Below are 23,922 nucleotides of genomic sequence, written 5' to 3' on the forward strand. Positions count from 1 at the left end.
TTGTTGGCCGCCGCTCCGATCAGGAGACGAGCGGGGTCAGCTTCTCCGTGATCTCGGCGACGTCCATGAAGTTGTCGATGATCACGACCTTCGCGGGCACGTCACCGAGCTCGGGGGCGAGCTCGGCCGACGTGAGCACGACCTCGGCAGTGCGGGCGGCGCCGCGCGCGGTGCCGATGTCGGCAGCCTCCACGTCGGCGTCCTTGCCCAGGGCACGCAGGGCCTTCTCGGCGTTCATCTTGAGCAGCACCGAGGTTCCGATGCCCATTCCGCACACTGCGACGATCTTCATGACGCTGGCCCTTCGTTGCCGGTTGTTGTCAGGATCTCCAGGACGCGCGCCGGGGAGTCGGCGTCGCGCAAGGTGTCGAGGAGCTCGGTGTCGCCCAGCACGGCGGCCAGGGAGGACATGAGCCCGATGTGTCCGTCGTGGTCGAGCGCGGCGAGCGCCACGACGAGCCAGACGGGGTCGTTCTTCTCGTGCCCGAACTCGATCGGCTCGGCGAGCTGCAGCCACGAGATGCCGGCGCGCTGGACGGCCGGGGACGGGCGCGAGTGCGCGAGCGCGATGCCCGGCGCGAGCACGATGTACGGACCGAGCTTCTCGACGGTCGCGATCATCTCGTCGGTGTAGTCGTCGGTGGTGACCCCGGTGGCCGTGAGCAGGGCCCCCGCCTGCCGGACGGCGTCGCGCCAGTCCTCTGCGTGGGCCCCGACCGAAATCGCGTCCGGAGTCAGTTCGTCGGAGAGTGTCATGAGTCGCCTCTCGGGTGGCCGCCGGGCGGCGGGTGTTCGGAGCGTACCGCGCTCCTCAGCTCTTTTGCCTAACACTAGGCATATATCACCCTGCCCCAAGCGGCGGCCCCCGACTCCGCAGCTCTAGGCGGGGCGGCGCAGGACGCGCAGGCTCTCGGTGTGGCCGATCTCGACGAAGCCGTCGCTCACCGCGCGCTCGTAGATGTGGAAGGGCGCCTGCCCGCCGTCGTTCGGATCGGGGAAGACGTCGTGGATCGCCAGGGCGCCGCCCGGGCGCACCCACGGCGCCCATCCGGCGTAGTCGGCCTGGGCGGCCTCCTCGGTGTGACCGCCGTCGATGAAGACCAGATCGGCCGGGGTGCGCCACCACGACGAGATCGTCGACGAGCGGCCGACCATCGGGACGACGACGTCCTCCAGGCCGGCGTGCCACAGCGTCCGGCGCAGCACCGGCAGGGTGTCGAAGGCTCCGGTCTCGGGGTCGACCAACGAGGCGTCGTGGTACTCCCAGCCGACCTGGTGCTCCTCGGACCCGCGGTGGTGGTCGATCGTGACCAGCGTGGCTCCGGCCTGGCGCGCGACGTGGCCCAGGTGGACCGTCGACTTGCCGCAGTAGGTGCCGATCTCGACGATCACTCCCCCGGCCGTGACGTGCTCGGCGGCGGCGTCGCGCAGGGCCTGTGCCTCGACGTCGGGCAGGAAGCCCCGCACGTCGGCGGCGATGCGGGCAAGGTCCTCGGGGAGTGCGTTCACCCGGCGCATCCTACGGGCCCCGGGCAGAAATCCGCGTTTGTGGCAGGTGTGACTCAAGTGTCACGTACGATCGACCGGTGAGTCGACGCGTGATGACGTGGGCCGCCACGTTCGCCGTGGCGGCCTCCTTGATGATGGCCCCCGGTGTCGCCTCGGCGACCGCCGACGAGACCGACCCGTCCACCGGGGACGGGGCCGCGCCCGTCGTCACTCCCACCAGCCCTGCGACCACCGCTCCGCCCGTCCCCACCCCGATCGACGGCGGCACCGGCGGAGGCGGGGGCGACGTGATCGTGCCCGACCCGACGGCCCCGGGCCCGTCCGCCCCGCGCGTCCTGGTCTTCGGGGACTCGATCTCCGCTCCCGGCCGCTACCGGGCCACCGCCGGCTCGAACCGCATCAAGGCCTGGTGGGCCTGGGTGGCCGAGGGCGCCGGCATGAATCCTCGTGAGGTCATGGTCAGCGCCGAGGCCGGCTCCGGGATCGTTCCCCGCGGCGGCGGCAGTGGCGGGCGGGTCTGCACGGGCTCGACCTTCGGCGACCGACTGGGCAAGGTGTCGCTGACCCGCCCCGACGTGATCATGGTCGAGGTCGGACGCAACGACATCTGGGACTGCGCCGGCACCCGGCGCGTCGCGGTCGATCCGCTGAAGCGCCAGCGTCTGGCCACCTCGTACTTCGCCCGGCTGGCCCAGGAGGCCGACCGCAACGGCGTCGCCCGCTCCAAGGTCTACGTCCTCACGGCCTGGGGTTCGCTGCAGAGCAACCAGCACCCCGCGGTCGCTTCGCTCTACGAGAGCCTCGCCCGGAGCCACGGATTCTCGTGGATCCCGCTCGCCGCCCTGCCCAAGGCCCAGACCACCGACGGCGTGCACCCCAACGCCCACGGCGCGCAAACCCTGGGCACCGGCACCCTGAAGGCCTCCGACGTGGCCGTCGCCATCGCGTCGCGCGGCAAGCGCTCGGGCGCCGTCGCGACCGCCCAGGGCCGCGTCCGCTGCCAGAGCCTGAGGACATGCAAGGCGGCCGGCGTGCGGACCTTCACCTACGCCAAGGCGCCGAAGCGCGTGTGGGGCGTCGCCGGACCGAGCCCGCGCCACTTCGTCGCGCACGCGCTCACCACCAGCGGCCGACCGGCCCCCGTCCTGCAGGCGGGCTCGGCGAAGGCCTGGCGCTCGGAGGCCGTGCGGTCGCGCAGCGCGGTCCAGACCGCGCACCCCAAGCCCGGCGACATCGCCTGGTGGCCCACCGCGCCGCCCGGAGTGGCTCCCTCCGCTCAGGGACACGTCGGCCTCGTCCAGCGCGTCTCGGCCGACAACACGGTCGTGGACGTCAGCGAGGTCACGAGCACCGGGCGGTTCCGGTCGGTGCGGTACAGCGGCGCCTCGCGCCCCCGGGGATTCCTGCGCTTCAAGCCCACCGACGGCAGCCCGCGCGGCGTCGTCACCTCGGTCAAGGCCAACCGCCGCGCCGTCGTCGTCAGCGGCCGGGCCGTCGACACCGACGCCGAGCGACGTGGCACCCGGATCCGCGTCACCGTCACCCAGGGGCGGCGCACCTGGACCCGGACGGCGAAGGCGACCCGGTTCGGCTTCTCGCACCGCATCGCGACGCCGGGCCTGCGCCGGGGCACCGCCACGGTGAAGGTCAAGGCGCTCAATGCGCCGCACAGTCGGGGCAAGAACCGCGCCCTGCTGACCCGCCGCGCCACGATCGCCTGACACCCGCGGGCGGGGCCTGCGTCGTACTCGACGTGACACAGGCCACAATCAGTCCATGAATGCGCAGCGTGACGTCGACGTCCTGATCGTCGGAGCCGGCCTGTCCGGCATCAACATGGCCCACCGGATCCAGGAAGCCTGCCCCGAGCTGTCCTACGCGGTCGTCGAGCGACGCGAGCGGATCGGCGGCACGTGGGACCTGTTCCGGTACCCCGGCGTCCGCTCCGACTCCGACTTCTTCACGCTGGCGTTCCCGTTCCGCCCGTGGCGGGGCAAGGACTCCATCGTGGACGGCGACCAGATCCTGGAATACCTCGACGACACGGCGCGAGAGTCCGGCATCGACCGGCACATCAGCTTCGGGCGCCGGGTCGACGCGGCGGACTGGTCGTCGGAGCAGGGCCGTTGGACCGTCGAGATCGACGGACCGGACGGACCCGAGACATGGACGACGCGCTTCCTGATCGCCTGCACGGGCTACTACGACTACGACGAGCCGTACGATCCCGGATTCGTCGGCCTGGAGGACTTCGGCGGCACCGTCGTCCACCCGCAGTTCTGGCCCGAGGACCTCGACTACGCGGGCAAACAGGTGGTGGTGATCGGCAGTGGAGCGACCGCCGTGACGATCGTGCCCGCGATGGCGGAGCGGGCCGAGCACGTGACGATGCTCCAGCGCACGCCGAGCTATCTGCTGGCCCAGCCGAAGGGCGACCCGATCGCCGACGTCGTCCGCAAGGTGGCGCCGCCGCGCGTGGCGCACCACGTCGTCCGCACCAAGAACATGCTGCTGCAGTGGACCCTGTTCCAGGCCTGTCAGCGCGCCCCGCGGACGATGCGCAAGGTCCTGCTGAAGGGCGTCGCCGCCGGCACGGGCTCGGCCGAGATCGCCGAGCAGCACTTCAGCCCGCCGTACGACCCGTGGGACCAGCGCCTGTGCGTCACGCCGCAAGGTGACATCTTCGCTTCGATCAAGTCCGGCGACGCCTCGGTCGTGACCGGCCGGATCGACCGCTTCGTCGAGGAGGGCGTGCGGCTCGAGGACGGCACCGTCGTCCCCGCTGACGTCGTCGTGACGGCGACCGGCCTGTCGATCAAGATCCTCGGCGGCGCGAGGCTGACCGTCGACGGAGAGCTGCGCGACCCCGCCGAGTCCTTCGCGTTCCACGGCGCGATGCTCACCGGCCTGCCCAACTTCGCCTTCTGCGTCGGCTACATCAACCTGTCGTGGACGATGCGCTCGGACCTGACGTCGCGCCTGGTCGCCCGGGTGCTGCGGCGACTGATCGACTCCGGGGCCACGTCGGTCGTGCCGGTCTTCCCCGGCGCCTCGGTGTCGACACCGCTGATGGACATGGAATCGGGCTACCTGCAGCGCGGCGCGCACCTCATGCCTCGTGCCACCAGCTCGTACCCCTGGTCGTTCAAGCAGAACTTCCTGGTCGACTCCTGGTCGACCAACCGAGCCGATCTCGACGACGGGCTGTCGTGGACCACCGCTCCGGCGCGCGCGGGGGTCGACGCATGAGGGCCGTCAGCTCGCACGAGGGCGTCCTCGACGTCGTGGACCTGCCCCAACCCGTCCCCGGTGCTGGCCAGGTCCTGCTGCGCGTGGTCCGCTGCGGCATCTGCGGCTCGGACCTGCACGCCCGGCACCACAGCGACGCCAGCGCCGACGTGGCGCGCGAGGTCGGCTACGACCACTTCATGCGCCAGGACCACCACGTCGTCATGGGCCACGAGTTCGTGGGCGAGGTCGTCTCCTACGGGCCGAGGACCCGCGGCCGCTGGGACGTCGGCACGCTCGTCGCGACCCTGCCGGTGTTGCGTCATGGCGACCAGGTGCACATGACCGGCCTGTCCGAGCTCGCGCCCGGCGGCTTCGCCGAGTACGTCATCGCGGCCGAGGACATGACGATGCCGGTCCCCGAGGGGATGGACGTCGATCTCGCGGCCCTGACCGAGCCGCTCGCGGTCGCACACCACGCTGTCCGCCGCGGTCGCGTCGGTCGCAAGGAGGTCGCCATCGTGATCGGTTGCGGCCCCATCGGGCTGGCGGTCATCTGCATGCTGAAGGCGGCGGGCGTGCGCACGATCGTGGCGAGCGACTACTCCGCGGGACGCCGTGAGCTGGCCCGGCGGTGCGGCGCCACGATCGTCGTCGATCCCGCCGAGCAGTCGCCGTGGGAGGCGTACGACCGACCGAAGAAGCACCACACGACCGCGACCGGCCTGTTCGGCGAGGCGATCGACGCGATGCACCTGCTGCAGAAGGTGCCCGGCATCCCGTGGTGGCGCGTCATGCGCGCGGCCGAGAAGGCCGGCGCCGTGCCCCGGGGCCCCGTCGTGTTCGAGTGCGTCGGCGTCCCCGGCGTCATCGAGGACATCGTCACGCACGCGCCGTTCCGCTCGCGCGTGGTCGTGGTCGGCGTCTGCATGGAGCCCGACACCTTCCGTCCGACGATGGCCAGCAACAAGGAGATCGACCTGATCTTCTCGTTCTGTTACGACCCCGCGGAGTTCCGCGAGACCCTGCACCTGGTGGCCTCCGGCAAGGTCGATGCCTCGCCGCTGGTCACGGGCGTGGTGGGCCTCGACGAGGTGGCGCAGGCGTTCGACGACCTCGCCGATCCCGAGAAGCACGCGAAGATCCTCATCGATCCGTCGCGCTGACCGAGGCAAACTGGCGCCTCCCTGGGGAAGTTTCCCCGGGGAGGCGTCGGTTTACCACGGGACCGTGGTAAACCGACGCCCCGCTCAGCGACCCATGAACCCGGCAGCGGGCGTGGTGCCGGTGAGGGCGTCGCGGGCGAGCAGCGCGGTGCCGGCGGTCCAGGTGGACTGCTCGACGGGCCAGCGCTTGTCGTCGTTGTAGACCAGGCCGGTCCACCAGGCGCCGTCCGGGTCGCGCAGGTGCGCGATGTCGGCGTAGAGCGCGGCGGCCGCGTCGGTGCGGCCGGCGCGCACCAGCGCCAGGACCAGCTCGAGCGTCTCGCCGCCGGTGACCCACGGGTTGACGGTGACGCAGCGCGTGCCGAAGCCGGGGACGACGAACTCGTCCCAGCGCTCGTCGAGGCGCGCGGCGGCCGCGTCTCCGTCGAGGACGCCGGTCATGACCGGGTAGTACCAGTCCATCGAGAACCGCGGCTTGGGCGTGAACAGCTCGGGGCGGTGCGTCAGGGCGTCGGCGATCGCCTCGGCCGCGTGCTGCCAGTGCGGACGGGGGTGGCCCCACCGCTCGGCCAGACGGGCGGCGCAGCGCAGGCTGAACGCGATGCTCGCGTTGCCCGTGACGAGGCACTCGTCGGCCACCTTGCCGTCGACGCCGCGCGCCCAGGCGATCGGGCCGTCGCCGACCTGCAGCTCCAGGACCACGTCGACGGCTCGCTCGAGCATCTCGAAGAACGACCGCGCGTCGACCCCGAGCAACTCGAGGTGCCACAGGCCGGTCGCGACGTAGGCGCAGTAGTTCGCGTCGGTCTCGGGCTCCTCGACGCCGTCGTCGTTCGAGCCGGGCCAGTACTTGCGTCCCCACGACCCGTCGGGACGCTGGGCGTGCCGCAGCCAGTCGTAGGCCGCGACGGCCTCGTCGACGAAGCCCTCGGTGGCCAGACCCATCGCGGCCTGCACGTGGTCCCAGGGGTCGAGGTGACCGCCCTCGAACCACGGGATCGCGCCGGTGGACAGCTGGACGGACGCGATCCACTTCGCCGTGGAGGCGGCCTCGGTGGGCGTCACCGCGCCCGCCTCTCGCCACTTTTGGAAACGGATCCACGTTCCCGCGACCCAAGAAGGTGGAACGAGTTCCAAAAGTGGGAAGGGGGGCGGTGAGCGGGGCGACGAAGGGAGGCGGGGCGACCGAGGAGCGACATCAGAACGGCTTCTGGAAGTACAGGGCGACGCTCTTGCCGATCAGCGGGTTGAGCGCCTGCTCGGCCCACCGGGTCGCCCGGGGCGCCTTCATCATGTCCCACACGAGCAGCTGGTGGTAGCCGCGGACGAGCGGGTGCTGCTCACGGCCGACGCCGACGGCGCACTTGATCCACCAGTACGGCGCGTGCAGCGCGTGGGCGTGGTGCTGGTGGCGGAACTGCAGGCCCGTGGCCTCCAGCTTGGCGCGCAGCTCATCGGCCTTGTAGATCCGGATGTGCCCGCCCTCGTTGGCGTGGTACTCGTCCGACAGGGCCCAGCAGATCCGCTCGGGCAGCCAGCGGGGCACCGTGACGGCCAGGACGCCGCCGGGCGCGAGGATGCGCTCGAGCTCGCTGATCGCCTGCACGTCCTCGGGCACGTGCTCGAGGATCTCCGACGCCAGCACGACGTCGAACGAGCCGTCCTCGTAGGGCATCTCGAGGATGTTGCCGACCTTGACCTGGCCGCTGCCGCCCGGCGGGACCTCGCCCTCGAGCTCCATCGCGCCGAACATGTTCTCGACGCCCTTCAGCTCGACCTCGTCGAGGTCGAAGGCGGTGACGTGGGCCCCGCGGCGCAGCGCCTCGTACGAGTGACGGCCCGCACCGGCGCCGACGTCGATGAAGCGCGTGCCGCGCCCCACTCGGAGTCGGTCGAAGTCAACGGTCAGCATGGGGGTTCCTTCCGTCCCGGTACTGGCGAGCTCGGTGATCGGCGATCACCCTCTCATAGGTCTGCGCGGTGGCTCGGGCCACGGCGATCCAGCTGAAGCGGTCGAGCGCCCGCTGACGCGCGACCCCCGACAGGCGCTCGCGCTCGGCGGGATCGTCCAGCAGCCGGCCGATCTGGGTGACCAGCTGCTCGACGTCCCCGGGCTCGACCAGCACGCCGGCGTCGCCCACGACCTCGGGCAGGGCGCCGGCGGCACTGGCGACCAGGGGCGTGCCGCAGGACATCGCCTCGACGGCGGGCAGGCTGAAGCCCTCGTACAGCGAGGGGACGACCATGACCTCGGCCGACGAGATCACCGCCGCGAGCTCCTCGTCGGAGATCCCGCTGTGCACCGTGACGATGCCGGCGAGATCGCCGTGGTGGATGCGCTGGTGCGCCGGGCCCTCGGGGTCGAGGTTCGAGACCAGCTGGACGTCGATGGCGCGATCGGTGCTGAGCTTGGCGGCCGCGTCCAGGAAGTGCGAGAGGCCCTTGAGCGGCGAGTCGGCACTGGCGACCACCACGAGGCGCCTGGGCACACGCTCGGCGGGCGGGCTGAACAGGTCGGTGTCGACGCCGAGCGGCACGACGGTCATCTGCTCGGGCTGCAGGCCGAAGTCGGCCACGGTGTCGGCGGCCGACGCGGTGGAGACGCCCAGGATCGTGCGGATCCGCCGGGCGACGAACGCCTGCATCCGGACGAACGCGTACCAGCGTCGCGTCGTCACCTGCTTGCGCAGCGGGGCGGCGGCGATGTCGAGCGCGCGGTCGCGGCTGATCGGGTGGTGGATCGTGGCCAGGAAGGGCTGGCGCCGGTTGATCGGCAGCAGTCCGAAGCCCAGGGACTGGTTGTCGTGCACGACGTCGAAGCCCGAGAGGTCGAGGCGACGGGCCCGCAGGCTGAAGGTGAGCGGCTCGGGGAATGCCGCCGTGAGCATCTGCAGGTATTCCAGGACGTCGATCCAGTCGCGGAACTCCCGCAGCTTCGGCGTCCGGAACGGGTCGTCGTCGCGGTAGAGGTCCAGGCTCGGCACCTTCTCCAGGCGCACGGCGGGGTGCAGGTCCTCCGGGTACGGCTGGCCCGAGAAGATCGTGACCTCGTGCCCGAGGTCCGCCAGTCCGGCGCTGAGATTGCGCACGTAGACGCCTTGGCCGCCACTGTGCTGCTTGCTGCGGTACGACAACAGTGCGATCCGCACGCGGCCTCCTCGATACTCGTCGGTAACCATTGTGCCGGTCGTCACGCCGTCGGCATCAGCGGGAGCCGACCTGGACGTCGGCCAGCTCCACGACCATGCCGCCTCGGACGGTCCCGTGCACCTCCGCGAGGCGGTCGGTCTCGCGCACGAGGGCGTCGACGACCTCCCGGTCCTCCGGGGAGTCGACGTGGACCGCGTAGGCCAGCCGGAGGGCCGGCTCGCCGGGGTCGCCCCAGTCGGACTCGACGGTCACCCGCACGCCGTCGATGCGCAGTCCGCGGGCCGCAGCCTCGCGGTACAGGTCGTTGACGAAGCAGGTCGCGAGCGCCGCCGCCAGCAACTCGCCGCCGTTGACGGCCGAGCCGCCCTCAGCGCGGGCGGCGATGTCCAGCGGAGTCGTCCGCTCCCCCGTCGTCACCGACACCTCGTGGCGCCCCGGCGCGTTCTCGACCGTCGCGGTGATCCTCATCCGTCGAGCGTCCTCCGCCGGGTCCGCGACGGCAAGGGCTCAGTATCCGAGGAAGGCGTCGCGCCGGACCTGCTTGGCACGGCCGCGCAGCCCGCGGGCGACCGCGTCGACGAAGTCGGGGCGGCCCGAGACGAAGGCCGTGCGGTCGGCCAGGTCGGGAACGTGCTCGGCGATCGTCGGGCCGTCGACCTCGTCGACGGGTAGCCGGACGACTCGAGCCCCGGCGGTCTCGAGCTCGGCCACGTACGGCTGGTCGTCCCGCTCGCCCAGCACGACGACCACGTCGCGGTCGCGATGCGCGGCGAGCTGGCTCAGGAACGGGGTGACCCCGATTCCGGCGCCGACCAGCAGGACAGGCCCGGACTCGGGCCAGACGAAGTCGCCGTGGACGGACGTGACCCGCACCCGGTCGCCCGGCTGCAGCGTGGCCAGGGCGCGCTTGTAGGACGAGCCCGGCTCGGGATGGCGCGTCGCCAGCACCACCTCCGGACCCGGGGCCGACAGGACGCTGAACATGCGCCGGCGGCCACGGGAGTCGGCGCGGTGCGGCACGTCGACCTCGACGTACTGGCCGGGCGCGAAGTGCAACGGACGGTCGGCGTCGAAGACGTACTCGACGACGTCGCCGGACAGCGGCCGCCGCTCCCGCAGCACGAGCGATCGCGATCCCTGCCGCAGCACCAGGGCGACCAGACCCGTCACGACCAGCGTGAGCTCGTACGTGCTGGTGAACGGCTCGACCGTCCACGGCTCGCCGAACAGCCGCGACGTGAGCAGCGGCCAGGTGAACAGCACGGCGGCCAGGGCCGCGACGCCCCACTGCTGGCGCTGGCGCGGCGGCAGCGTCAACGGCTCGCTCAGCATGAAGCCCGCGAAGAAGACGATCGGCGTCGAATACGCGGTGAAGCGCACCGCGTCGCCGATGTCCGCACCGATGCCGAGCTGCCACCAGATGGTGATCGCGGCGGCGATGACGGTGAAGATCGCCCCGAGCGCGAGCCGGCGGGTTCGGTACAGCACCACGAGGGCACCGACGAGGACGAACCAGAACAGCGACTCGCTGCCGACCCACCAGCCAGTGAAGGGCACGGGCCACCCGGTGGCCCAGCCCAGCATGAGAGTCAGCACGACGCCTGCCGCCGCCGGGTTCACGACGTGCCGGCCGCGCCAGGCGAACGCGTACTTCGAGGCCTGCGCCAGCGCGGCGACCAGCGCCAGCCAGCCCAACTGCTCGGCGTCGGTCGACGGCCAGAACAGGAACCACAGGATGAGGGCGGTCACCACGGAGGACTCGAGATGCGGGTGCACGCCCACGGACCGGCCGAACACGACGTTCGCGACCACCGAGGACACCACCATCACGACGAGGGTCAGCAGCATCGCGCCGACGCTGAAGATCGAGGGGTCCAGCACGCCGAGCGAGGCCTGGACGACCGCGACGGCGGCCAGCACCAGCAGCACCACGGTGACCAGCCGGTACATCGTGAACCGGCCGAGCTGTCGATCCAGGAACGTCATGCGAAGACCTCTCCGGGGAGTCCCCGCGCCACCAGGCGGTGGTCGCGGTCGAGGGCGGCCCACCAGTGTCCCGCGACCGGCAGGTCGGCGGTGAAGAAGGCCGCGCTGGCGAGGCCGTCGGCCCACCCCGCGTCCGGACCGCCCGCCCAGGCGGCGACGACCTCGCGCGTGGGGCGGCCCGACCGGGCGTCCAGGACGTGGTGCAGATCGTCGGCCCAGCGCCGCCGGTTGCTGGCCGAGCCGCAGATGGCCTGACCGTCGGGAACCTCGGCCACCGCGATCGCCAGCGTGGGGTCGTCGGGGTCCTCGAGGGCGACCCGCAGGGTGCGGCCGGACCGGTTGACCAGGTCGCCGCTGGCGTCGACGACGCACGGCTGGTCGACCATCGCGGCCACCTGACCGGCGAGCCAGCCCTTGCCGACCGCGCCGATGTCGAGCACGACGGGCTCGGGCACGCGCAGGACCGTCCCGTCCAGCTCGCAGTCCGCCCACGAGGGAACGCGCACCGGCCCGCCCTGCGGCGTCAGCCGGTATCCCGCGCCGTAGCCGAGCTGCTCGAGCGCACCCCCGACCAGCGGGCTGACGGAGCCGGCGGTCAGGGTGAACAGCCGGTCGTAGATCGCGAGGATCGCGGGTGCATCGGGCCCCAGGTCGACCGAGCGCTCGGTGCGCAGGCGCTGGACGGTCGCGTCAGCGCGGAACCGCGACCACGTCCGGTCGAAAGTCTCGATCCGATCCGTGATCGCGGTTCGCTGTCCGGAGGCGATCGGGTCGGGGGTCCCGATCGACCACGGGGTTCCGATGGCGTCGAAACGCCACTCGGAGGTCATGCTCGGCTCAGGCCTTGGCCTGGCTGATGATCTGCTCGATGGCGTCGTTGAAGCCACCGCTGGTCAGCGAGGAGCCCGAGACCTTGTCGACGTCGAGCTCGGTGATCTTGCGACCCTCGACCTGCGCGTCGATCCCGCTCTCGAACTTCTTCTGGTACTGCTCGGAGTTGCCGCTCTCGGCCTGCCCGTCGGCGTCGAGGTCGGTGATGGTGCCGTCGGCGGTCAGGTCCACCTCGACCTCGATCGACTGCGTCTGCCCGTCGGGCGACGTGTAGGTGCCGGTCGCCTCGTACTCGCCGGGCCTGAAGGCGCCGCCGGCGGGAGCGGAGCCGGCGGGCTCCGACGGGGTCGCGGACGTCGCCGGCGGGGTCGCGCTCGAAGCCGCGTCCTGCTCGCCGCCGTCGTCATCGCCGCAGGCGGCGAGCGTCAGCAGGGCGGTGGATGCGGCGAGTGCGGCGTAGGCGCGGCGCTTCGTCAGGGTCATGCGGCTCCTCGTTCGGGGGTGATGGTTTCTGGTTCAACCGTCTGCGCCCAACGTAGTTGACCCGCTCGCCGATTTCGAGGCTGAGCCCCGACTGGCGGCCGGACGCACAGCGACTTCTCAGGCTCGCGGGCCCTTGTCACGATCGCGGGCCCGGAGCATGCTCGGGAGATCGGAGAGAAGGCGCGTCATGACCCAGCAGGACGACTCGATCCAACCCCTCGTGGGCCCGCAGCTCAACGCGCTCGCCGACGCCCTCGCAGCGCAGCCGGCGGACGTCGGTGACGCGCCCTCCCTCTGCGCGGGCTGGCCGGTGCGAGCCGTGCTGGCCCACCTGACGATGGCCGATCGCTACGACGCCGCAGCCTTCCAACGTGAGCTCGCTGCGGTCGGCCACGACTTCCAGACCCTCTCCGACACCATCGCGCTACGCGACGGGCAGCTGCCGATGGACACCCTGGTCGCAGGACTGCGCAGCGACACCATGGCCCACTGGGCGCCGCCCGGTGGCGGTCCCTCGCGGGGCGGGATCGGCCCGGGCCCGACCTGCGCCGTCCCGCCTGAGCCGCGCGGACAGCGTCAGCCGAGACAGAACTCATTGCCCTCGGGATCGCGCATCACCACGAAGCCGACCTCGAGCGGCGGATCGGGCGCGAACCGCTCCACCCGCGTCGCGCCCCGCGCGACGAGCTCCTCGGCGGCCGATTCGAGCGCCTCCATCCGCGCGTCGCCCTCGAGCTCGGGCGGCGCCGCCCGCACGTCGAGGTGGACCCGGTTCTTGGCCACCTTGTCCTCGGGCACCTGTTGGAAGAACACGCGCGGACCCCGGCCCTGCGGGTCCTCGATCGCGGCCTTGGACCGCCGTTGCTCCACCGGGACACCGACACGCTCGAGGAAGGCGTCCCAGGCCGGCCACGGGTCGGCGCCGGGCTCGAGCGTGACCCCGGGAGGGCCCGGCACGACGTAGCCCAGGGCGGCCGCCCAGAAGTCGGCCAGCGCCGGTGCGTCCTGGGCGTCGAAGGTGATCTGGACGTCGAGGCTCATGAGGGACTCCGTCTCGTGGGACCTGCCTCCACCCTGCACCCGCCCAGCACTCCCCCGCCACCGCCCGGTCCCGGCCGACGGTGCACCCCGTCCAGATGGCGGTCGGGTGCCGAACCGTTGGGCCGAGAGTCTTAGGCTTGCCTCATGACTGTGGACAGGAAGGTACGCGTCGCCGTCGTCGGCGCCGGGCCCGCGGGCGTGTACGCCGCCGACATCCTCACGAAGACCGAGGGTCTCGACGTCACTGTCGACATCCTCGATCGGGACCCGACCCCCTTCGGTCTGATCCGCTACGGCGTGGCGCCGGACCACCCGCGGATCAAGGAGATCATCAAGGCGCTCAAGCGCGTGATGGCCAACGACGACATCCGCTTCTTCGGCAACGTCAACTTCGGCACCGACATCAAGCTCGAGGACCTCAAGGGGTTCTACGACGCCGTCGTGTTCGCCACGGGCGCGCGCCGTGACCGCGACCTGCAGATCCCGGGCGTCGACCTCGACGGCTCGTACGGCGCGGCCGACTTCGTCTACTGGTACGACGGCCACCCGGACGCCCCCCGCGAGTGGGACTTCCAGCCCCACGCCAAGCAGGTTGCCGTCCTCGGCGTCGGCAACGTGGGCCTGGACGTGGCCCGCATCCTGGCCAAGACCGCCGACGAGCTGCTCGTCACCGAGATCCCCGACAACGTGTACGAGGGTCTGAAGAAGAACGTCACGACCGACGTGCACGTGTTCGCGCGCCGCGGCCCGGCCCAGGTCAAGTTCACCCCGATGGAGCTGCGCGAGCTCAGCCACTCCCCCACGATCGACGTCGTCGTGCACCCCGAGGGCTACGAGTTCGACCACGGCTCGATGGAGGCGCTCGCCGCCGCGAAGAGCCAGAAGCTCGTCGTCAAGGTCCTGGGCGACTACCTCGCCAAGGAGCCCTCGGGCGCCCCGCACCGCATCCACATCCACTTCTGCCAGAACCCGGTCGAGATCCTCGGCGAGGACGGCAAGGTCGTGGGCCTGCGCACCGAGATCACCGAGCTCGACGGCACCGGCAACGTCCGCGGCACCGGCCAGTTCAAGGACTGGCCCGTCCAGGCCGTCTACCGGGCGATCGGCTACTACTCCGACAACCTGCCCGGCCTGCCGTTCGACGCCAACACCGGCGTCCTGCCCAACGACGGTGGCCACGTGCTCGACATCGACGGCACCCCGATCGAGGGCGTCTACGCGACCGGCTGGATCAAGCGCGGCCCGGTCGGCCTCATCGGCCACACGAAGTCGGACGCGGCCCAGACCATCAAGATGCTGGTCGAGGACCTGCCGAAGCTGCCCGCCCCGGAGGTCTCCGAGCGCGAGGCGTTCGATCGTCACCTCGACAGCCGCGGCGTCGAGTACACGACGTGGGAGGGCTGGGAGAGGCTCGACGCCCACGAGGAGAGCCTCGGCGCGAACGACGCCCACCCGCGCGAGCGCAAGAAGGTCGTCCCCCGCGACGAGATGGTCTCCATCGCGCGCGGCTGACCCCGGGAGCATCGCGCTCCTAGACTCGCGACATGAGCCGACTGCTGCTGATGCGCCACGCCAAGGCCTCGTTCGGCGACGGGCTCGAGGACTTCGAGCGTCCGCTGGCCGACGTCGGCCGGCACGAGGCGGCGCGCGCGGGCGACTGGATCCGTGAGCACGTCGGCACCGTCGACGCGGTGCTGTGCTCCAGTGCGGTGCGCACCCGCGAGACGCTCGACGCCACAGGCCTGCAGGCGCCGACCCGGTTCCTCGACGAGATCTACGAGGGCTGGACGGGCAGCCTGCTGGACGCCGTCCGGTCCGTCGACGACGCCGCCTCGACGGTGCTGCTGATCGGCCACGCCCCGGGCACCCCCGGACTCGCCGCCCGGCTGGCGAACGACGCCTCCGACCCGGCCGTGGTCGACCGCGTGCGCGCCGGCTTCCCCACCGCGGCCATTGCCGTGCTGGAGGTCGACGGGCCGTGGTCCGACCTGGACGTCGGCACGGCCCGGCTCACCGACGTCGTCACGACGCACTGACCTCGTCCCGCGCGGCGGCCAGCACGGACCGGCCGAACCAGCCGGGGACCTCGGCACGCACGTCGCGCGGAGCATCGATCGCGACCCGCTCCGCCCGGATCGCCTGCTCCCACGAGACGTCGCCGCGCCAGACCCGCGTCAGGGTCCGCAGCGTGGTGCGCACCGTCGCGGTCACGTCGAAGCCGGGGTCGTAGTCGCAGACGTCGACGGTCCCGTCGGTCACCACGAGCCACCAGCGTCCGGCCCGCCGCAGATCGGTGAACTCGACGGCCACGCAGGTGCGCCCCGCCGGCCACGCCGCCCCGATCGTGCGCCGGACGTCCCACATCAGCAGGTGCGGGTCGAGGTCCTCGTCGCCGAAGTCCTCGATCCACCGCAGTCCCCAGACGCCCAGGCTCATCACCGCGGCGTGCAGGTCCCGCCCGCACTCCGTCAGCCGGTAGGCGCCGTCCTCGTGGTCGACGAGCCCGTGCCGCTCCAGTGCCTGCAGCCGCTTGGACAGCAGCGCCGGAGACATCCGCGGGACGCCGCGTCGCAGCTCGTTGAACCGGGTGCTGCCGAGCAGCAGCTCACGGACGATCAGGATCGTCCATCGCTCGTCGAGGATCTCCATCGCCTTCGCGAGGGGACAGAACTGGCCGTAGGACGTCGCCATGGGACTCTCCTTCGTTCCGACCATCGTGCGCCCTCCTCGCCGACCGGCGCCATCGTCCGGCCGGGTGGTACAGAAACAGAACTGGTCGGGCCACCGGTCCGCGACCGAGTCTGGGAGGCAGGACCCCGACACGGAGGAAGAAGACCATGAGCACCACCGACACCACGGGCGCCGACTCGGCGCCCCTCGACGACCTGAAGGCCCGACACCGGCGCATGTGGGCGCTGGGCGACTACCCGCGCGTCGCCCGCGAGATCGTGTCGCCGCTGGGCGGCGTACTCGTCGACGCACTCGACGTCGGGGCGGGCGAGCGCGTCCTCGACGTCGCCGCCGGCACGGGCAGCGCCGCGGTCCGCGCCGCCGGTCGCGGCGCGACCGTCACGGCCTCGGACCTCACCCCCGAGCTCCTCGAGGCCGGTCGAGCCGAGCATCCCGACGAGGACCTGACCTGGGACGTCGCCGACGCCGAGGCGCTGCCCTACGGCGACGCCGCCTTCGACGTGGTCCTGTCCGCCATCGGGGTCATGTTCGCGCCCCATCATCAGCAGGCGGCGGACGAGCTGGTCCGCACCTGTCGGCCGGGCGGGCGGATCGGGGTCGTGTCGTGGACGCCCGAGGGGACCATCGGCCGGCTCTTCGCGACCATGAGGCCGTACGTGCCCGCGCCGCCTCCGGGCGTCTCGCCTCCCCCGCTGTGGGGGACGGAGGACCACGTCCGCGGGCTGTTCGGCGACCGGGTCGACCGGTGGCGGGTGGAGCGCCGCGTCCTGCCGGTCGACCACTTCGACGACGGCGCCGGCTTCCGTGACTACTTCGCCGCCCACTACGGCCCCACGATCGCCGCCTATGCGGCCCACTCCGGCGATCCGGAGCGGACTGCCGACCTCGACCGCGACCTGGCGGCCCTCGGCGACCGCGAGGGGACGGCCGGACCCGACGGGTTCGCGATGCAGTGGGAGTACCTGCTGATGACCGGCGAGGTGGTCTGAGGACGGTCGAAGGCCGGCCCCGCGATCCGAGGGCCGGCCTTCGAACGTTCGATCAGCGCACGCGCACCGTGAAGGCGCGGGTGGCCGGCGAGGTCAGCGACGTGCCGCTGAACTTCGCCTTCAGCCGGATGGTCCCCTTCGACGTCAGCCTCGGCAGGGTGACCGTGGCCTTGCCGTTCTTCACCGAGCCGGACCCGAGCAGCTTCGTGCCGCGGTAGATCCGCACCTTGCCCGAGGTCTCGGTGAAGCCGGAGGTCCGGACCACGACCCGCACCTTGGCCCGCGTCTTCGTCGTCACCTTGCCCTTCAGGACCTGGGCCGAGAGGGACGCCGTCGCCTTCGCGACGGTGACCCGGACGGTCGTGTGACTCGGGTCGACGCTGGCGTTGCCGCCGTAGAAGACCGTGACCGGCGTGGTGCCGGGCCGCAGGGCGGTGCCGGGCACGCGCAGGATCGCCCGGCCGTCGATCATCAGTGCCGAGGCGACGATGCGCCCGCCCACGGTGGCGTACGTCGAACCGCTCGCGCCCGGAGCGCCCGTCACCGTGATGGTGGTCGGCTTCCCGTACGTGCCACGAGCCGCCTGCGCCGTCAGCGTGGACTCGGCACGCACCTCGACGGCGACCGTGCCGGCGGAGTCGGCGTAACGACTCTCGCCCGCGAAGGCCACGTCGAGCACCCGCCGACCCGCGCGCAGCGAGTCCGCCGGGATCCTGACCGTCGCGCTGCCGTCGGCGACGGCGGCCGAGCCGAGGACCTTGCCGCCCGACGACACGGTGACCGTGCCGCGAGGCGAACCCGTGGCCGAGCCGACCGCGACGGTGACGTCGAACGGCTCGTCCGCCCACACCGAGGAGGGGACGCTCGCCGTCGTCGTCGTGGCGACCTCGGCGGCCGTGCCGGGATCGAAGCCGACGATCACCGGATCGTGATCGCTGGCCCGGAACGGCGACGACGCGTCGAACAGGTTCGTCACGTTGTTGTTGAACCGGCTGTACTCGCGAGCGATGGACTCCGGCGCGTTGATCGTCCACACGTCGGCGCCGGTGACGCCGCTGAAGGCCGCGGTCGACGCGAAGACGTGGTCGAGCGAGCCGTGCATCCCGTCGAACTGGTAGGTCTCCTCGTCGGTCAGGCGCTGCTCGACGTTGACGAACCCGGCGTCCTCGATGATCGCCAGCGGATCCTCCTTGGCGTACGAGTTGAAGTCGCCCAGCAGGAACACCCGGTCGGTGTCGCTCCGCTCCTCCAGCGAGGCGACGAAGTCGACGAGCGCCTCGGCCTGGCGCACCCGCGCGCGGTTGGACGCGCCCTGGCCGTCGCCCTGGTCGGCGTCCGCGCCCTCGCCCGAGCCCTTGGACTTGAAGTGGTTGACGATCGCCAGGAAGTCCTGGCCCGCATCACCGTCGACCGGGCGGAACTCCTGGGCCAGCGGGGCGCGAGCGCTCTCGAACGCGGGAGAGTCGAGGATCGTCGACGGGCCGACCGCCTCGACGACGTCGCGCTGGTAGATGAACGCGGTGCGGATGACGTCGCGCCCCGTCGTGGGGATCGTCGCCGGCGACAACACCGGGGCCCACCGGTCGGTGCCGGCCTCGGCGTTGAGCGCCGCGACGAGCGTCTTCAGGGCCTCGTCGCGGTCGGCGCCGCCGAGCGAGCCGGTGTCCTCGATCTCCTCCAACGAGACCACGTCGGCGTCGAGCGTCGTGATCGCCTGGACGATCTTGGCCTGCTGCCGCACCAGGCTCGCGTCGTTCGCGGCACCGCGCGGGCCGTTGTTCGTGCAGCTGTTCACGGTGATGCGCTCGCCGTCGCGATCCGAGTACCAGGTGCACGTGCCGCGGCCCGAGGACACCCAGTCCTCGCCCGTGGTCGTGAAGTAGTTCAGGACGTTGAACGAGGCCAGCGTGACCGCGCCCCCGACGTCCTTCGGCTTCGCGTCGCGCGTGCTGGTCGGATCGATCGAGGCGGACTCGTCGCCGGCCGCGAACGGCTCGGTGGGCTGCAGCTTCCACGTGTTGTTGCGGTAGTCCATGACCAGCACGTCGTCGATCGTGACGGAGGCGCCGGTGCGGACCTCGTTGCCCGCGGTCAGCCACGGGACGGGCACGGCACGGTTGGCGCCCGACGTGAAATTGATGCTCTTGCCGTCGTCGAGGGTGATGAGCCGCGCGGCGTTGCGCGCCACGAGCGCGTCGTAGGCACCCGTGCGCGGGCGGACCTCGTTGGTCGGCTGCGGCAGGACCGTGTCCCCCGCGGCCAGACCGAGCTCGCCGTAGGTGTTCGTTCCGAAGTTGTTGGTCAGCGTGAAGGTGCCGTCCGTCGCGTCGACGAGCATGCCCTCGAGCGCCTCGCGCTGCTCCTCGGCCAGCGGGAACTGCGCCGGCGTGGGCGTGACGGTGCCCTCGACGGCGGCGTCCTGCCACGAGGCGGCGGTCAGCTGGGTCAGTCCGTTGAACTCCGACACGGCGCCGGTGACGTCGACCGTGTCACCGAGCTGGACGGCCCCGGCGAACGACGAGCCGTAGACGAACAGGCCGTGGGACGCCGGTCCGGCCGAGCCGCCCGTGCCGGGCGTCTGCACGTACGCGCCGTTGAAGCCGCCGGAGGCGTAGAGCGCCGTGACGACACCCGTCGTGGTGACGGTCTGGCCCACCCGCGGACTGGTCGTGCCGGTGCCCTGGATGTCGGCGATCGTGACGGTCGGCGTGGGCTCGGGCTCCTGGGGACCGGCGTCACCGGGCCCGTCACAGGCGGTGCCGCACGGAACCGGCGAGGGTGCTCCGGCGGAGAAGTCGGTCGCGTTGGTGTCGGTGTCGGCGCCGGCCGCTCGGGTGACGGACTGCGTCACGGTGTATCCGCCGGTCTTGACCGCACCTTCGAAGGTGTTCGAGGCGCCGTAGCCGATCAGGTCGGCCAGCGCCGCGTTCGCGCGGACGGTGGCCAGGTCGCCCGTGAGCGGCGTCTCGGACTTCACCAGGGCGATGGTCCCGCCGTTGGCGTTGCCCGAGAAGGCGACGCTGCTGGTCACGTCCGGCGTCGGCAGGTCGAGGCCGTTCGCGGCGTTCGCGTTGCCGCTCACCAGCAGGGTTCCGCCCGGCTCGACGTGGTGGTCGCCCAGCGGGATCGTGGCCGAGAAGTTGGCGGTCTGGTTGTACGCCCGGTACTGCACCGACCAGCCGTTGACGCTGATGTCGGAGTCCGTGGGGTTGTACAGCTCCACGAACTTGTTCTTGTACGTGGCGCCGGTGGAGCCGCCGTTGAGGTAGACCTCGTTGATGACGAGCCCGGACCCGTCGGGCGCGGCGTGCGCGGTGGTCGGCACCGCCGCGGCGGTGCCGGCGGCGAGAGCAAGCGCGGTCAGACCACGCAGGACAGGACGAGACATCGGTGTTCCCCTCGAGATGGATGCTGCCGGAGTGGACCCGAGGCGGTCTGCGTGCAGACCGCCCCGGGTTCTCTCACTTCTTCTTGACGACCGTGGTCTTCACGGAGGTCTTGGTGTTCTTGGCCACGGCACCGCCCTTGTAGTGGACGGTCAGCGTCGTGCGGCCGCGGCTGAGCTTGGCCAGCTTGACCCGCGCGACGCCGTTCTTGACGGTGGCCTTGCCCACGACCTTCGAGCCGCGCTTGACGATGACCGTGCCACCGGGCTTGAAGCCCGGCGCGGTGACGCGAGCCTTCAGGGTCGCGCGCTTGCCGGCCGTGATCTTCTTGGCCACGGCGGCGCGGAGCCTGACGTCGGCCTTGCTGACCGTGACGGTCGCCGTGGCGTCAGCCGGCTCGTACGAGCTGCTGCCGTTGAAGAACAGGCCGTAGCGGTACGTGCCCGGCTTGAGCGCCGTGCCGCCGAAGCGGAACGTGCCCTTGCCGTCGGACAGGAACGCCGTACCGACCGTCATGCCCAGCTGGTTGGCCACGTAGACGATGCCGGTCGTGCCCGGGGCCGCCGTCAGCGTGATCCGCGGGGCCGTGCCGTACGGGGTCGTCGAGCCCTGGGCCGAGAACGGGGTCTCGGCCTTGAACACGGTGACCGACACGGTCGTGGACGAAGCGCCGAGGCGAGGCTCGCCGGCGTACTCGACCGTGAGCCGGCGAGGGCCGACCCGCAGCGCGGACGCGTCGACCTCGACCGTGGCCGCGCCGTTCGCCAGCGTCGCCGAGCCCACCGTCGTGGCGCCGTCCTTGACGACGACCCGACCCTCGGGCGCGAGTGCGTCCGAGGACTCCACCGTCACGTCGACGTCGAACCGATCGCCCTTGGAGACGCTCGCGGGCGCCGTGGCCCGGGTCGTCGTGGTGGCCTCGGCCAGCGCGTCGACCGAGAGCGGGATGGTCGCGACCGTTCCGCTCGGCGACGCGGTCGCCCGGATGACCGGGCTCGCGTGGGCGCCGCGCGGCAACGTGAACTCGAACGTCCCGCTGGCGCCGTTGGCGACGGCCTGGGTGCCGAGGTTCTTCGTCGTGCCGTCGCCGTACTCGAGCGTCGCACTGACCGACGTGTTGGCCGGGCTGCCCAGTGACGTCAGGTCGAGCTTCGGCAGCGAGAACCGGACGGTGTCGCCGGCCGTGTACTCGTCCTGCAGACCCGTGACCGCGACCGCGCGGCGACCGAAGTCCGGCGTGATCGGGGACTTGGCGCCCAGGTACTCGATCCAGCCCTCGTAGTCCACGACGCCGGTGTCGACCCACGTGCCCTCGGTGAGGGCGCGGAAGTTGTCGCCGCCGGTGGCCAGGAAGGACGGGGCGATGACCCGGTAGGACTTCGCCGGGTCGATCGGCTGGTCGTCGATCCAGACGCTCGTGACGCGCTGGCCCTCGGGCCGGGTGGCGTCGTAGGTGTAGCGGACGTTGTCCGAGACGCCCAGCTGCAGGTACGGGCGGCTGGGGACGCTGCCGTCGGCGTTGCGCTGCCACTGCTGCTCGAACACCTTCTTCAGCGACGCGCCCGTGAGCGTGACGGTGTAGAGGTTGTTCGTGAACGGCAGGATCGAGTTCGCCTCGGCGAAGGTGACGACGCCGTCGGTGTTGTTCGGTCCGCCGGTGGACGTGTTGCCCGCGTAGAAGAGCTCGGAGTTGCGCAGGCCGCCGGGGTTGTTGATGGCCAGGTCGGCGGGGGCGTTGGTGCCCTTGGACTGGGCCAGCATGGCGTCGGGCACGAGGTTGCCGAGGGTCGACTCACTGGCGCGGTCGTCGGTCATGCCGCCCGTGTACGTGCCGTCCACGAAGCTGCCGCCACTGAACGCGCGCGTGATGTCGGCGGTGATGTCGCCGACCTTCTCGTTGCCGATGGCGGTGGCGTGCTCGAGCGCGTCGTCCACGACCTTCTTCACGGCGGCGACGCGCGGGAGCGACTCGTCGGCGGTGCCCACACGGGGCACGTTCGCGACGGTGCTCGAGGCGACGGCGCCCGTGTCGGGATCGACGGACAGGGTGACCTTGCCGACGTTCTCGCCGTAGCTGCCGGTCTGGATCACCGGACGGGTCCCGGACCCGCCGGGGATCGGGGCGTCCCAGGCGTAGGCCTTGTGGGTGTGGCCGGTGAAGATCGCGTCGACCGAGGCATCGGTGTTGTTGACGATGTCGGCGAAGGCGCCGCCATGGGCCAGCTCCTGCGCGAGCGACGATCCGTCGGGCGTGCCCGCACCGGCGCCCTCGTGGTACGCCGCGACGATGACATCGGGCCGGTCGGCCTCGGGCAGCGCCTCGAGGCGGTCCACCTCGTCGTTGACGGCGTCGACCGGGTCGGTGAACGTCAGGGTGCTGATCCCGGTCGGCGTCACGAGCGTCGGCGTCTCCTGCGTGACCGCACCGATGACCGCGAGCTTGAGGCCGCCCACCGTGAAGGTGTCGGACGCGGGCAGCGCGGCGGAGCCGTCGGCCTTCAGCCGCACGTTCGCGCCGAGGTAGGAGAAGTCCGCACGGTCCTTGACGCGGCCGGTCAGGTCGGCGAAGCCACGGTCGAACTCGTGGTTGCCGACGGCCGAGACGTCGAGGTCGAGCGCGTTCAGCACGTCGATCGTCGGCTCGTCCTGCTGCGTCGCCGAGGCGAAGGGCGAGGCGCCGATGTTGTCACCGACGGACAGGAACAGCGTGTTGGCCTCACCGGCGCTCCGGCGGATCTGCTCGAGGGTCGTGGCGAACTTGGTGGTGTTCGCGTCGATACGACCGTGGAAGTCGTTGATGTCGACGAGGGTGATGTCGACGGGATCGGCCGCGTGGGCCGAGGGTGCCGCCAGGATCGGGGCGCTCAGCAGCGCACCGATCGCGACGACCGAGAGGGAACGACGGGACTTCACGATCATCTGTCCTTTGCTTCGCAGGAGAACCGGTGCGCACACCGTAACCCTGAGAAACCCCCAAGAACGCCGACCGGCGATGACAGTTCGATTAAGAGCCGAGGAACAGTCGCTCAGTGCACGACGGCAGCCTGCATGCGGCACGGGCCGTCGGGCGCGGCCACGATCGGATCGAGCGCGAACGGCACGCTGGAGCCGGCCTTGACCTTGTCCAGGTCAACCGTCCGAGCGGGCCCGGTCTGCTGGCCGATGAAGACCGTCAGCCGGTAGTCGCGCACCTTCTGGCCCGAGTTCTGCACCGTCCCCTTGACCTTCCAGGCCCCGCCGGCGACCTTGCGGCAGGTGAACGAGGTGATCGCCAACGGATCGATCGTGCCGGCCGCCTGCGAGGCGACACCGGTGGAGCTGGCCGCCGTCGAGCCCGCTTCCGGGGTCGGCGCATCGTCACTTCCGCCACACCCCGCGAGGGCCAGGACGAGCAGCACCGAGATCCACGCACGCATGGGGCCATCCCATCACGCCCGCCGATGCCGCCCGCGGAGGCTCACC

General features: G+C 71.6%; 21 protein-coding genes and 1 pseudogene. 7 read left to right on the forward strand and 15 right to left on the reverse strand.

What is annotated here, in order from left to right; all coding sequences use genetic code 11:
* Positions 1-19 precede the first annotated feature (19 nt).
* From H9L21_RS13700 to H9L21_RS13710, 3 genes are all read right to left on the reverse strand, one after another.
* On the reverse strand, positions 20-292 hold the full coding sequence (locus H9L21_RS13700) for a PTS sugar transporter subunit IIB (RefSeq protein ID WP_154596450.1): 273 nt from the start codon (positions 290-292) through the stop codon (positions 20-22).
* Positions 289-756 (reverse strand): PTS sugar transporter subunit IIA, encoded by a 468-nt coding sequence (locus H9L21_RS13705; RefSeq protein WP_154596449.1) that lies wholly within the window; start codon positions 754-756, stop codon positions 289-291. The genes H9L21_RS13700 and H9L21_RS13705 overlap by 4 nt, the downstream gene beginning before the upstream one ends.
* A gap of 123 nt (positions 757-879) precedes the next feature.
* Positions 880-1,509 (reverse strand): class I SAM-dependent methyltransferase, encoded by a 630-nt coding sequence (locus tag H9L21_RS13710; RefSeq protein ID WP_255467070.1) that lies wholly within the window; start codon positions 1,507-1,509, stop codon positions 880-882.
* A gap of 77 nt (positions 1,510-1,586) precedes the next feature.
* Here H9L21_RS13710 and H9L21_RS13715 point away from each other — a divergent pair, with 77 nt between their 5' ends.
* The 3 genes from H9L21_RS13715 to H9L21_RS13725 are packed head-to-tail and all read left to right on the forward strand — an operon-like array spanning position 1,587 to position 5,903.
* Positions 1,587-3,230: a GDSL-type esterase/lipase family protein gene (locus H9L21_RS13715; protein ID WP_154596447.1), complete on the forward strand. Its 1,644-nt coding sequence runs from the start codon at positions 1,587-1,589 to the stop codon at positions 3,228-3,230.
* A gap of 55 nt (positions 3,231-3,285) precedes the next feature.
* Entirely contained in the window at positions 3,286-4,758 is a 1,473-nt protein-coding gene (locus H9L21_RS13720; RefSeq protein WP_154596446.1) for a flavin-containing monooxygenase, read from the forward strand.
* Positions 4,755-5,903, forward strand: coding sequence for a zinc-binding dehydrogenase (locus H9L21_RS13725; protein WP_154596445.1), 1,149 nt, complete (start codon positions 4,755-4,757; stop codon positions 5,901-5,903). The genes H9L21_RS13720 and H9L21_RS13725 overlap by 4 nt, the downstream gene beginning before the upstream one ends.
* Positions 5,904-5,987: 84 nt before the next feature.
* On the opposite strand, the gene H9L21_RS13730 is transcribed toward H9L21_RS13725, so the two are convergent.
* From H9L21_RS13730 to H9L21_RS13760, 7 genes are all read right to left on the reverse strand, one after another.
* The gene (locus H9L21_RS13730; protein WP_154596444.1) at positions 5,988-6,968 is read right to left on the reverse strand and encodes a prenyltransferase/squalene oxidase repeat-containing protein; all 981 of its coding nucleotides are present in this window, start codon (positions 6,966-6,968) and stop codon (positions 5,988-5,990) included.
* Between the two features lie 133 nt (positions 6,969-7,101).
* A complete protein-coding gene (locus tag H9L21_RS13735; RefSeq protein ID WP_154596443.1) occupies positions 7,102-7,815 on the reverse strand; it encodes a class I SAM-dependent methyltransferase in 714 nt (237 codons plus the stop codon).
* Complete coding sequence (locus tag H9L21_RS13740; protein WP_187411579.1) at positions 7,802-9,052, reverse strand: glycosyltransferase family 4 protein; 1,251 nt, start codon at positions 9,050-9,052, stop codon at positions 7,802-7,804. Before H9L21_RS13740 ends, H9L21_RS13735 begins: the two co-directional genes overlap by 14 nt.
* Positions 9,053-9,107: 55 nt before the next feature.
* Entirely contained in the window at positions 9,108-9,521 is a 414-nt protein-coding gene (locus H9L21_RS13745) for an OsmC family protein (protein ID WP_154596441.1), read from the reverse strand.
* Positions 9,522-9,560: 39 nt separating this feature from the next.
* Positions 9,561-11,039 carry a ferredoxin--NADP reductase gene (locus tag H9L21_RS13750; protein WP_154596440.1) on the reverse strand — a complete coding sequence of 493 codons (1,479 nt, stop codon included), beginning with the start codon at positions 11,037-11,039 and terminating at the stop codon, positions 9,561-9,563.
* The gene (locus H9L21_RS13755; protein ID WP_154596439.1) at positions 11,036-11,869 is read right to left on the reverse strand and encodes an FAD:protein FMN transferase; all 834 of its coding nucleotides are present in this window, start codon (positions 11,867-11,869) and stop codon (positions 11,036-11,038) included. Before H9L21_RS13755 ends, H9L21_RS13750 begins: the two co-directional genes overlap by 4 nt.
* Before the next feature lie 7 nt (positions 11,870-11,876).
* Entirely contained in the window at positions 11,877-12,353 is a 477-nt protein-coding gene (locus H9L21_RS13760; protein ID WP_154596438.1) for an FMN-binding protein, read from the reverse strand.
* Between the two features lie 187 nt (positions 12,354-12,540).
* Between H9L21_RS13760 and H9L21_RS15625 the strand changes: the two are divergent.
* Positions 12,541-12,771, forward strand: a pseudogene (locus H9L21_RS15625) (maleylpyruvate isomerase N-terminal domain-containing protein); the annotation flags it as partial.
* A gap of 158 nt (positions 12,772-12,929) precedes the next feature.
* On the opposite strand, the gene H9L21_RS13770 reads toward H9L21_RS15625, so the two are convergent.
* Positions 12,930-13,394 carry a VOC family protein gene (locus H9L21_RS13770; protein ID WP_154596437.1) on the reverse strand — a complete coding sequence of 155 codons (465 nt, stop codon included), beginning with the start codon at positions 13,392-13,394 and terminating at the stop codon, positions 12,930-12,932.
* Between the two features lie 144 nt (positions 13,395-13,538).
* On the opposite strand from H9L21_RS13770, the gene H9L21_RS13775 reads away from it, so the two are divergent.
* Positions 13,539-14,906, forward strand: coding sequence for an FAD-dependent oxidoreductase (locus H9L21_RS13775; RefSeq protein ID WP_154596436.1), 1,368 nt, complete (start codon positions 13,539-13,541; stop codon positions 14,904-14,906).
* A 32-nt stretch (positions 14,907-14,938) separates the two neighbouring features.
* Entirely contained in the window at positions 14,939-15,430 is a 492-nt protein-coding gene (locus tag H9L21_RS13780; RefSeq protein ID WP_154596435.1) for a SixA phosphatase family protein, read from the forward strand.
* Here H9L21_RS13780 and H9L21_RS13785 read toward each other — a convergent pair.
* The gene (locus tag H9L21_RS13785) at positions 15,417-16,085 is read right to left on the reverse strand and encodes a winged helix-turn-helix transcriptional regulator (protein WP_154596434.1); all 669 of its coding nucleotides are present in this window, start codon (positions 16,083-16,085) and stop codon (positions 15,417-15,419) included. The genes H9L21_RS13780 and H9L21_RS13785 overlap by 14 nt on opposite strands.
* Before the next feature lie 146 nt (positions 16,086-16,231).
* Here H9L21_RS13785 and H9L21_RS13790 point away from each other — a divergent pair, with 146 nt between their 5' ends.
* Entirely contained in the window at positions 16,232-17,074 is an 843-nt protein-coding gene (locus tag H9L21_RS13790; protein ID WP_154596433.1) for a class I SAM-dependent methyltransferase, read from the forward strand.
* A 52-nt stretch (positions 17,075-17,126) separates the two neighbouring features.
* Here the strand turns inward: H9L21_RS13790 and H9L21_RS13795 are convergent, their stop codons facing one another.
* The 3 genes from H9L21_RS13795 to H9L21_RS13805 form a co-directional block, all read right to left on the reverse strand.
* The gene (locus tag H9L21_RS13795) at positions 17,127-20,462 is read right to left on the reverse strand and encodes an ExeM/NucH family extracellular endonuclease (protein ID WP_154596432.1); all 3,336 of its coding nucleotides are present in this window, start codon (positions 20,460-20,462) and stop codon (positions 17,127-17,129) included.
* Between the two features lie 73 nt (positions 20,463-20,535).
* Positions 20,536-23,373, reverse strand: a complete 2,838-nt coding sequence (locus tag H9L21_RS13800; protein ID WP_187411580.1) for a bifunctional metallophosphatase/5'-nucleotidase — start codon at positions 23,371-23,373, stop codon at positions 20,536-20,538.
* Positions 23,374-23,486: 113 nt separating this feature from the next.
* Positions 23,487-23,876, reverse strand: coding sequence for a hypothetical protein (locus H9L21_RS13805; RefSeq protein ID WP_154596430.1), 390 nt, complete (start codon positions 23,874-23,876; stop codon positions 23,487-23,489).
* Between the last annotated feature and the right edge of the window lie 46 nt (positions 23,877-23,922).

Origin of the sequence: Aeromicrobium senzhongii (assembly GCF_014334735.1) — a bacterium.
Lineage (GTDB): Bacteria > Actinomycetota > Actinomycetes > Propionibacteriales > Nocardioidaceae > Aeromicrobium > Aeromicrobium senzhongii.

Excerpts from the sequence above, each read along its gene's own strand:
- H9L21_RS13780 (WP_154596435.1), top strand. The coding sequence starts at position 14,939 with ATGAGCCGACTGCTGCTGATGCGCCACGCCAAGGCCTCGTTCGGCGAC.
- H9L21_RS13700 (WP_154596450.1), bottom strand. The coding sequence starts at position 292 with ATGAAGATCGTCGCAGTGTGCGGAATGGGCATCGGAACCTCGGTGCTG.
- H9L21_RS13760 (WP_154596438.1), bottom strand. The coding sequence starts at position 12,353 with ATGACCCTGACGAAGCGCCGCGCCTACGCCGCACTCGCCGCATCCACC.
- H9L21_RS13770 (WP_154596437.1), bottom strand. The coding sequence starts at position 13,394 with ATGAGCCTCGACGTCCAGATCACCTTCGACGCCCAGGACGCACCGGCG.
- H9L21_RS13705 (WP_154596449.1), bottom strand. The coding sequence starts at position 756 with ATGACACTCTCCGACGAACTGACTCCGGACGCGATTTCGGTCGGGGCC.
- H9L21_RS13805 (WP_154596430.1), bottom strand. The coding sequence starts at position 23,876 with ATGCGTGCGTGGATCTCGGTGCTGCTCGTCCTGGCCCTCGCGGGGTGT.
- H9L21_RS13720 (WP_154596446.1), top strand. The coding sequence starts at position 3,286 with ATGAATGCGCAGCGTGACGTCGACGTCCTGATCGTCGGAGCCGGCCTG.
- H9L21_RS13725 (WP_154596445.1), top strand. The coding sequence starts at position 4,755 with ATGAGGGCCGTCAGCTCGCACGAGGGCGTCCTCGACGTCGTGGACCTG.
- H9L21_RS13745 (WP_154596441.1), bottom strand. The coding sequence starts at position 9,521 with ATGAGGATCACCGCGACGGTCGAGAACGCGCCGGGGCGCCACGAGGTG.
- H9L21_RS13735 (WP_154596443.1), bottom strand. The coding sequence starts at position 7,815 with ATGCTGACCGTTGACTTCGACCGACTCCGAGTGGGGCGCGGCACGCGC.
- H9L21_RS13785 (WP_154596434.1), bottom strand. The coding sequence starts at position 16,085 with ATGGCGACGTCCTACGGCCAGTTCTGTCCCCTCGCGAAGGCGATGGAG.
- H9L21_RS13775 (WP_154596436.1), top strand. The coding sequence starts at position 13,539 with ATGACTGTGGACAGGAAGGTACGCGTCGCCGTCGTCGGCGCCGGGCCC.
- H9L21_RS13790 (WP_154596433.1), top strand. The coding sequence starts at position 16,232 with ATGAGCACCACCGACACCACGGGCGCCGACTCGGCGCCCCTCGACGAC.
- H9L21_RS13750 (WP_154596440.1), bottom strand. The coding sequence starts at position 11,039 with ATGACGTTCCTGGATCGACAGCTCGGCCGGTTCACGATGTACCGGCTG.
- H9L21_RS13755 (WP_154596439.1), bottom strand. The coding sequence starts at position 11,869 with ATGACCTCCGAGTGGCGTTTCGACGCCATCGGAACCCCGTGGTCGATC.
- H9L21_RS13795 (WP_154596432.1), bottom strand. The coding sequence starts at position 20,462 with ATGTCTCGTCCTGTCCTGCGTGGTCTGACCGCGCTTGCTCTCGCCGCC.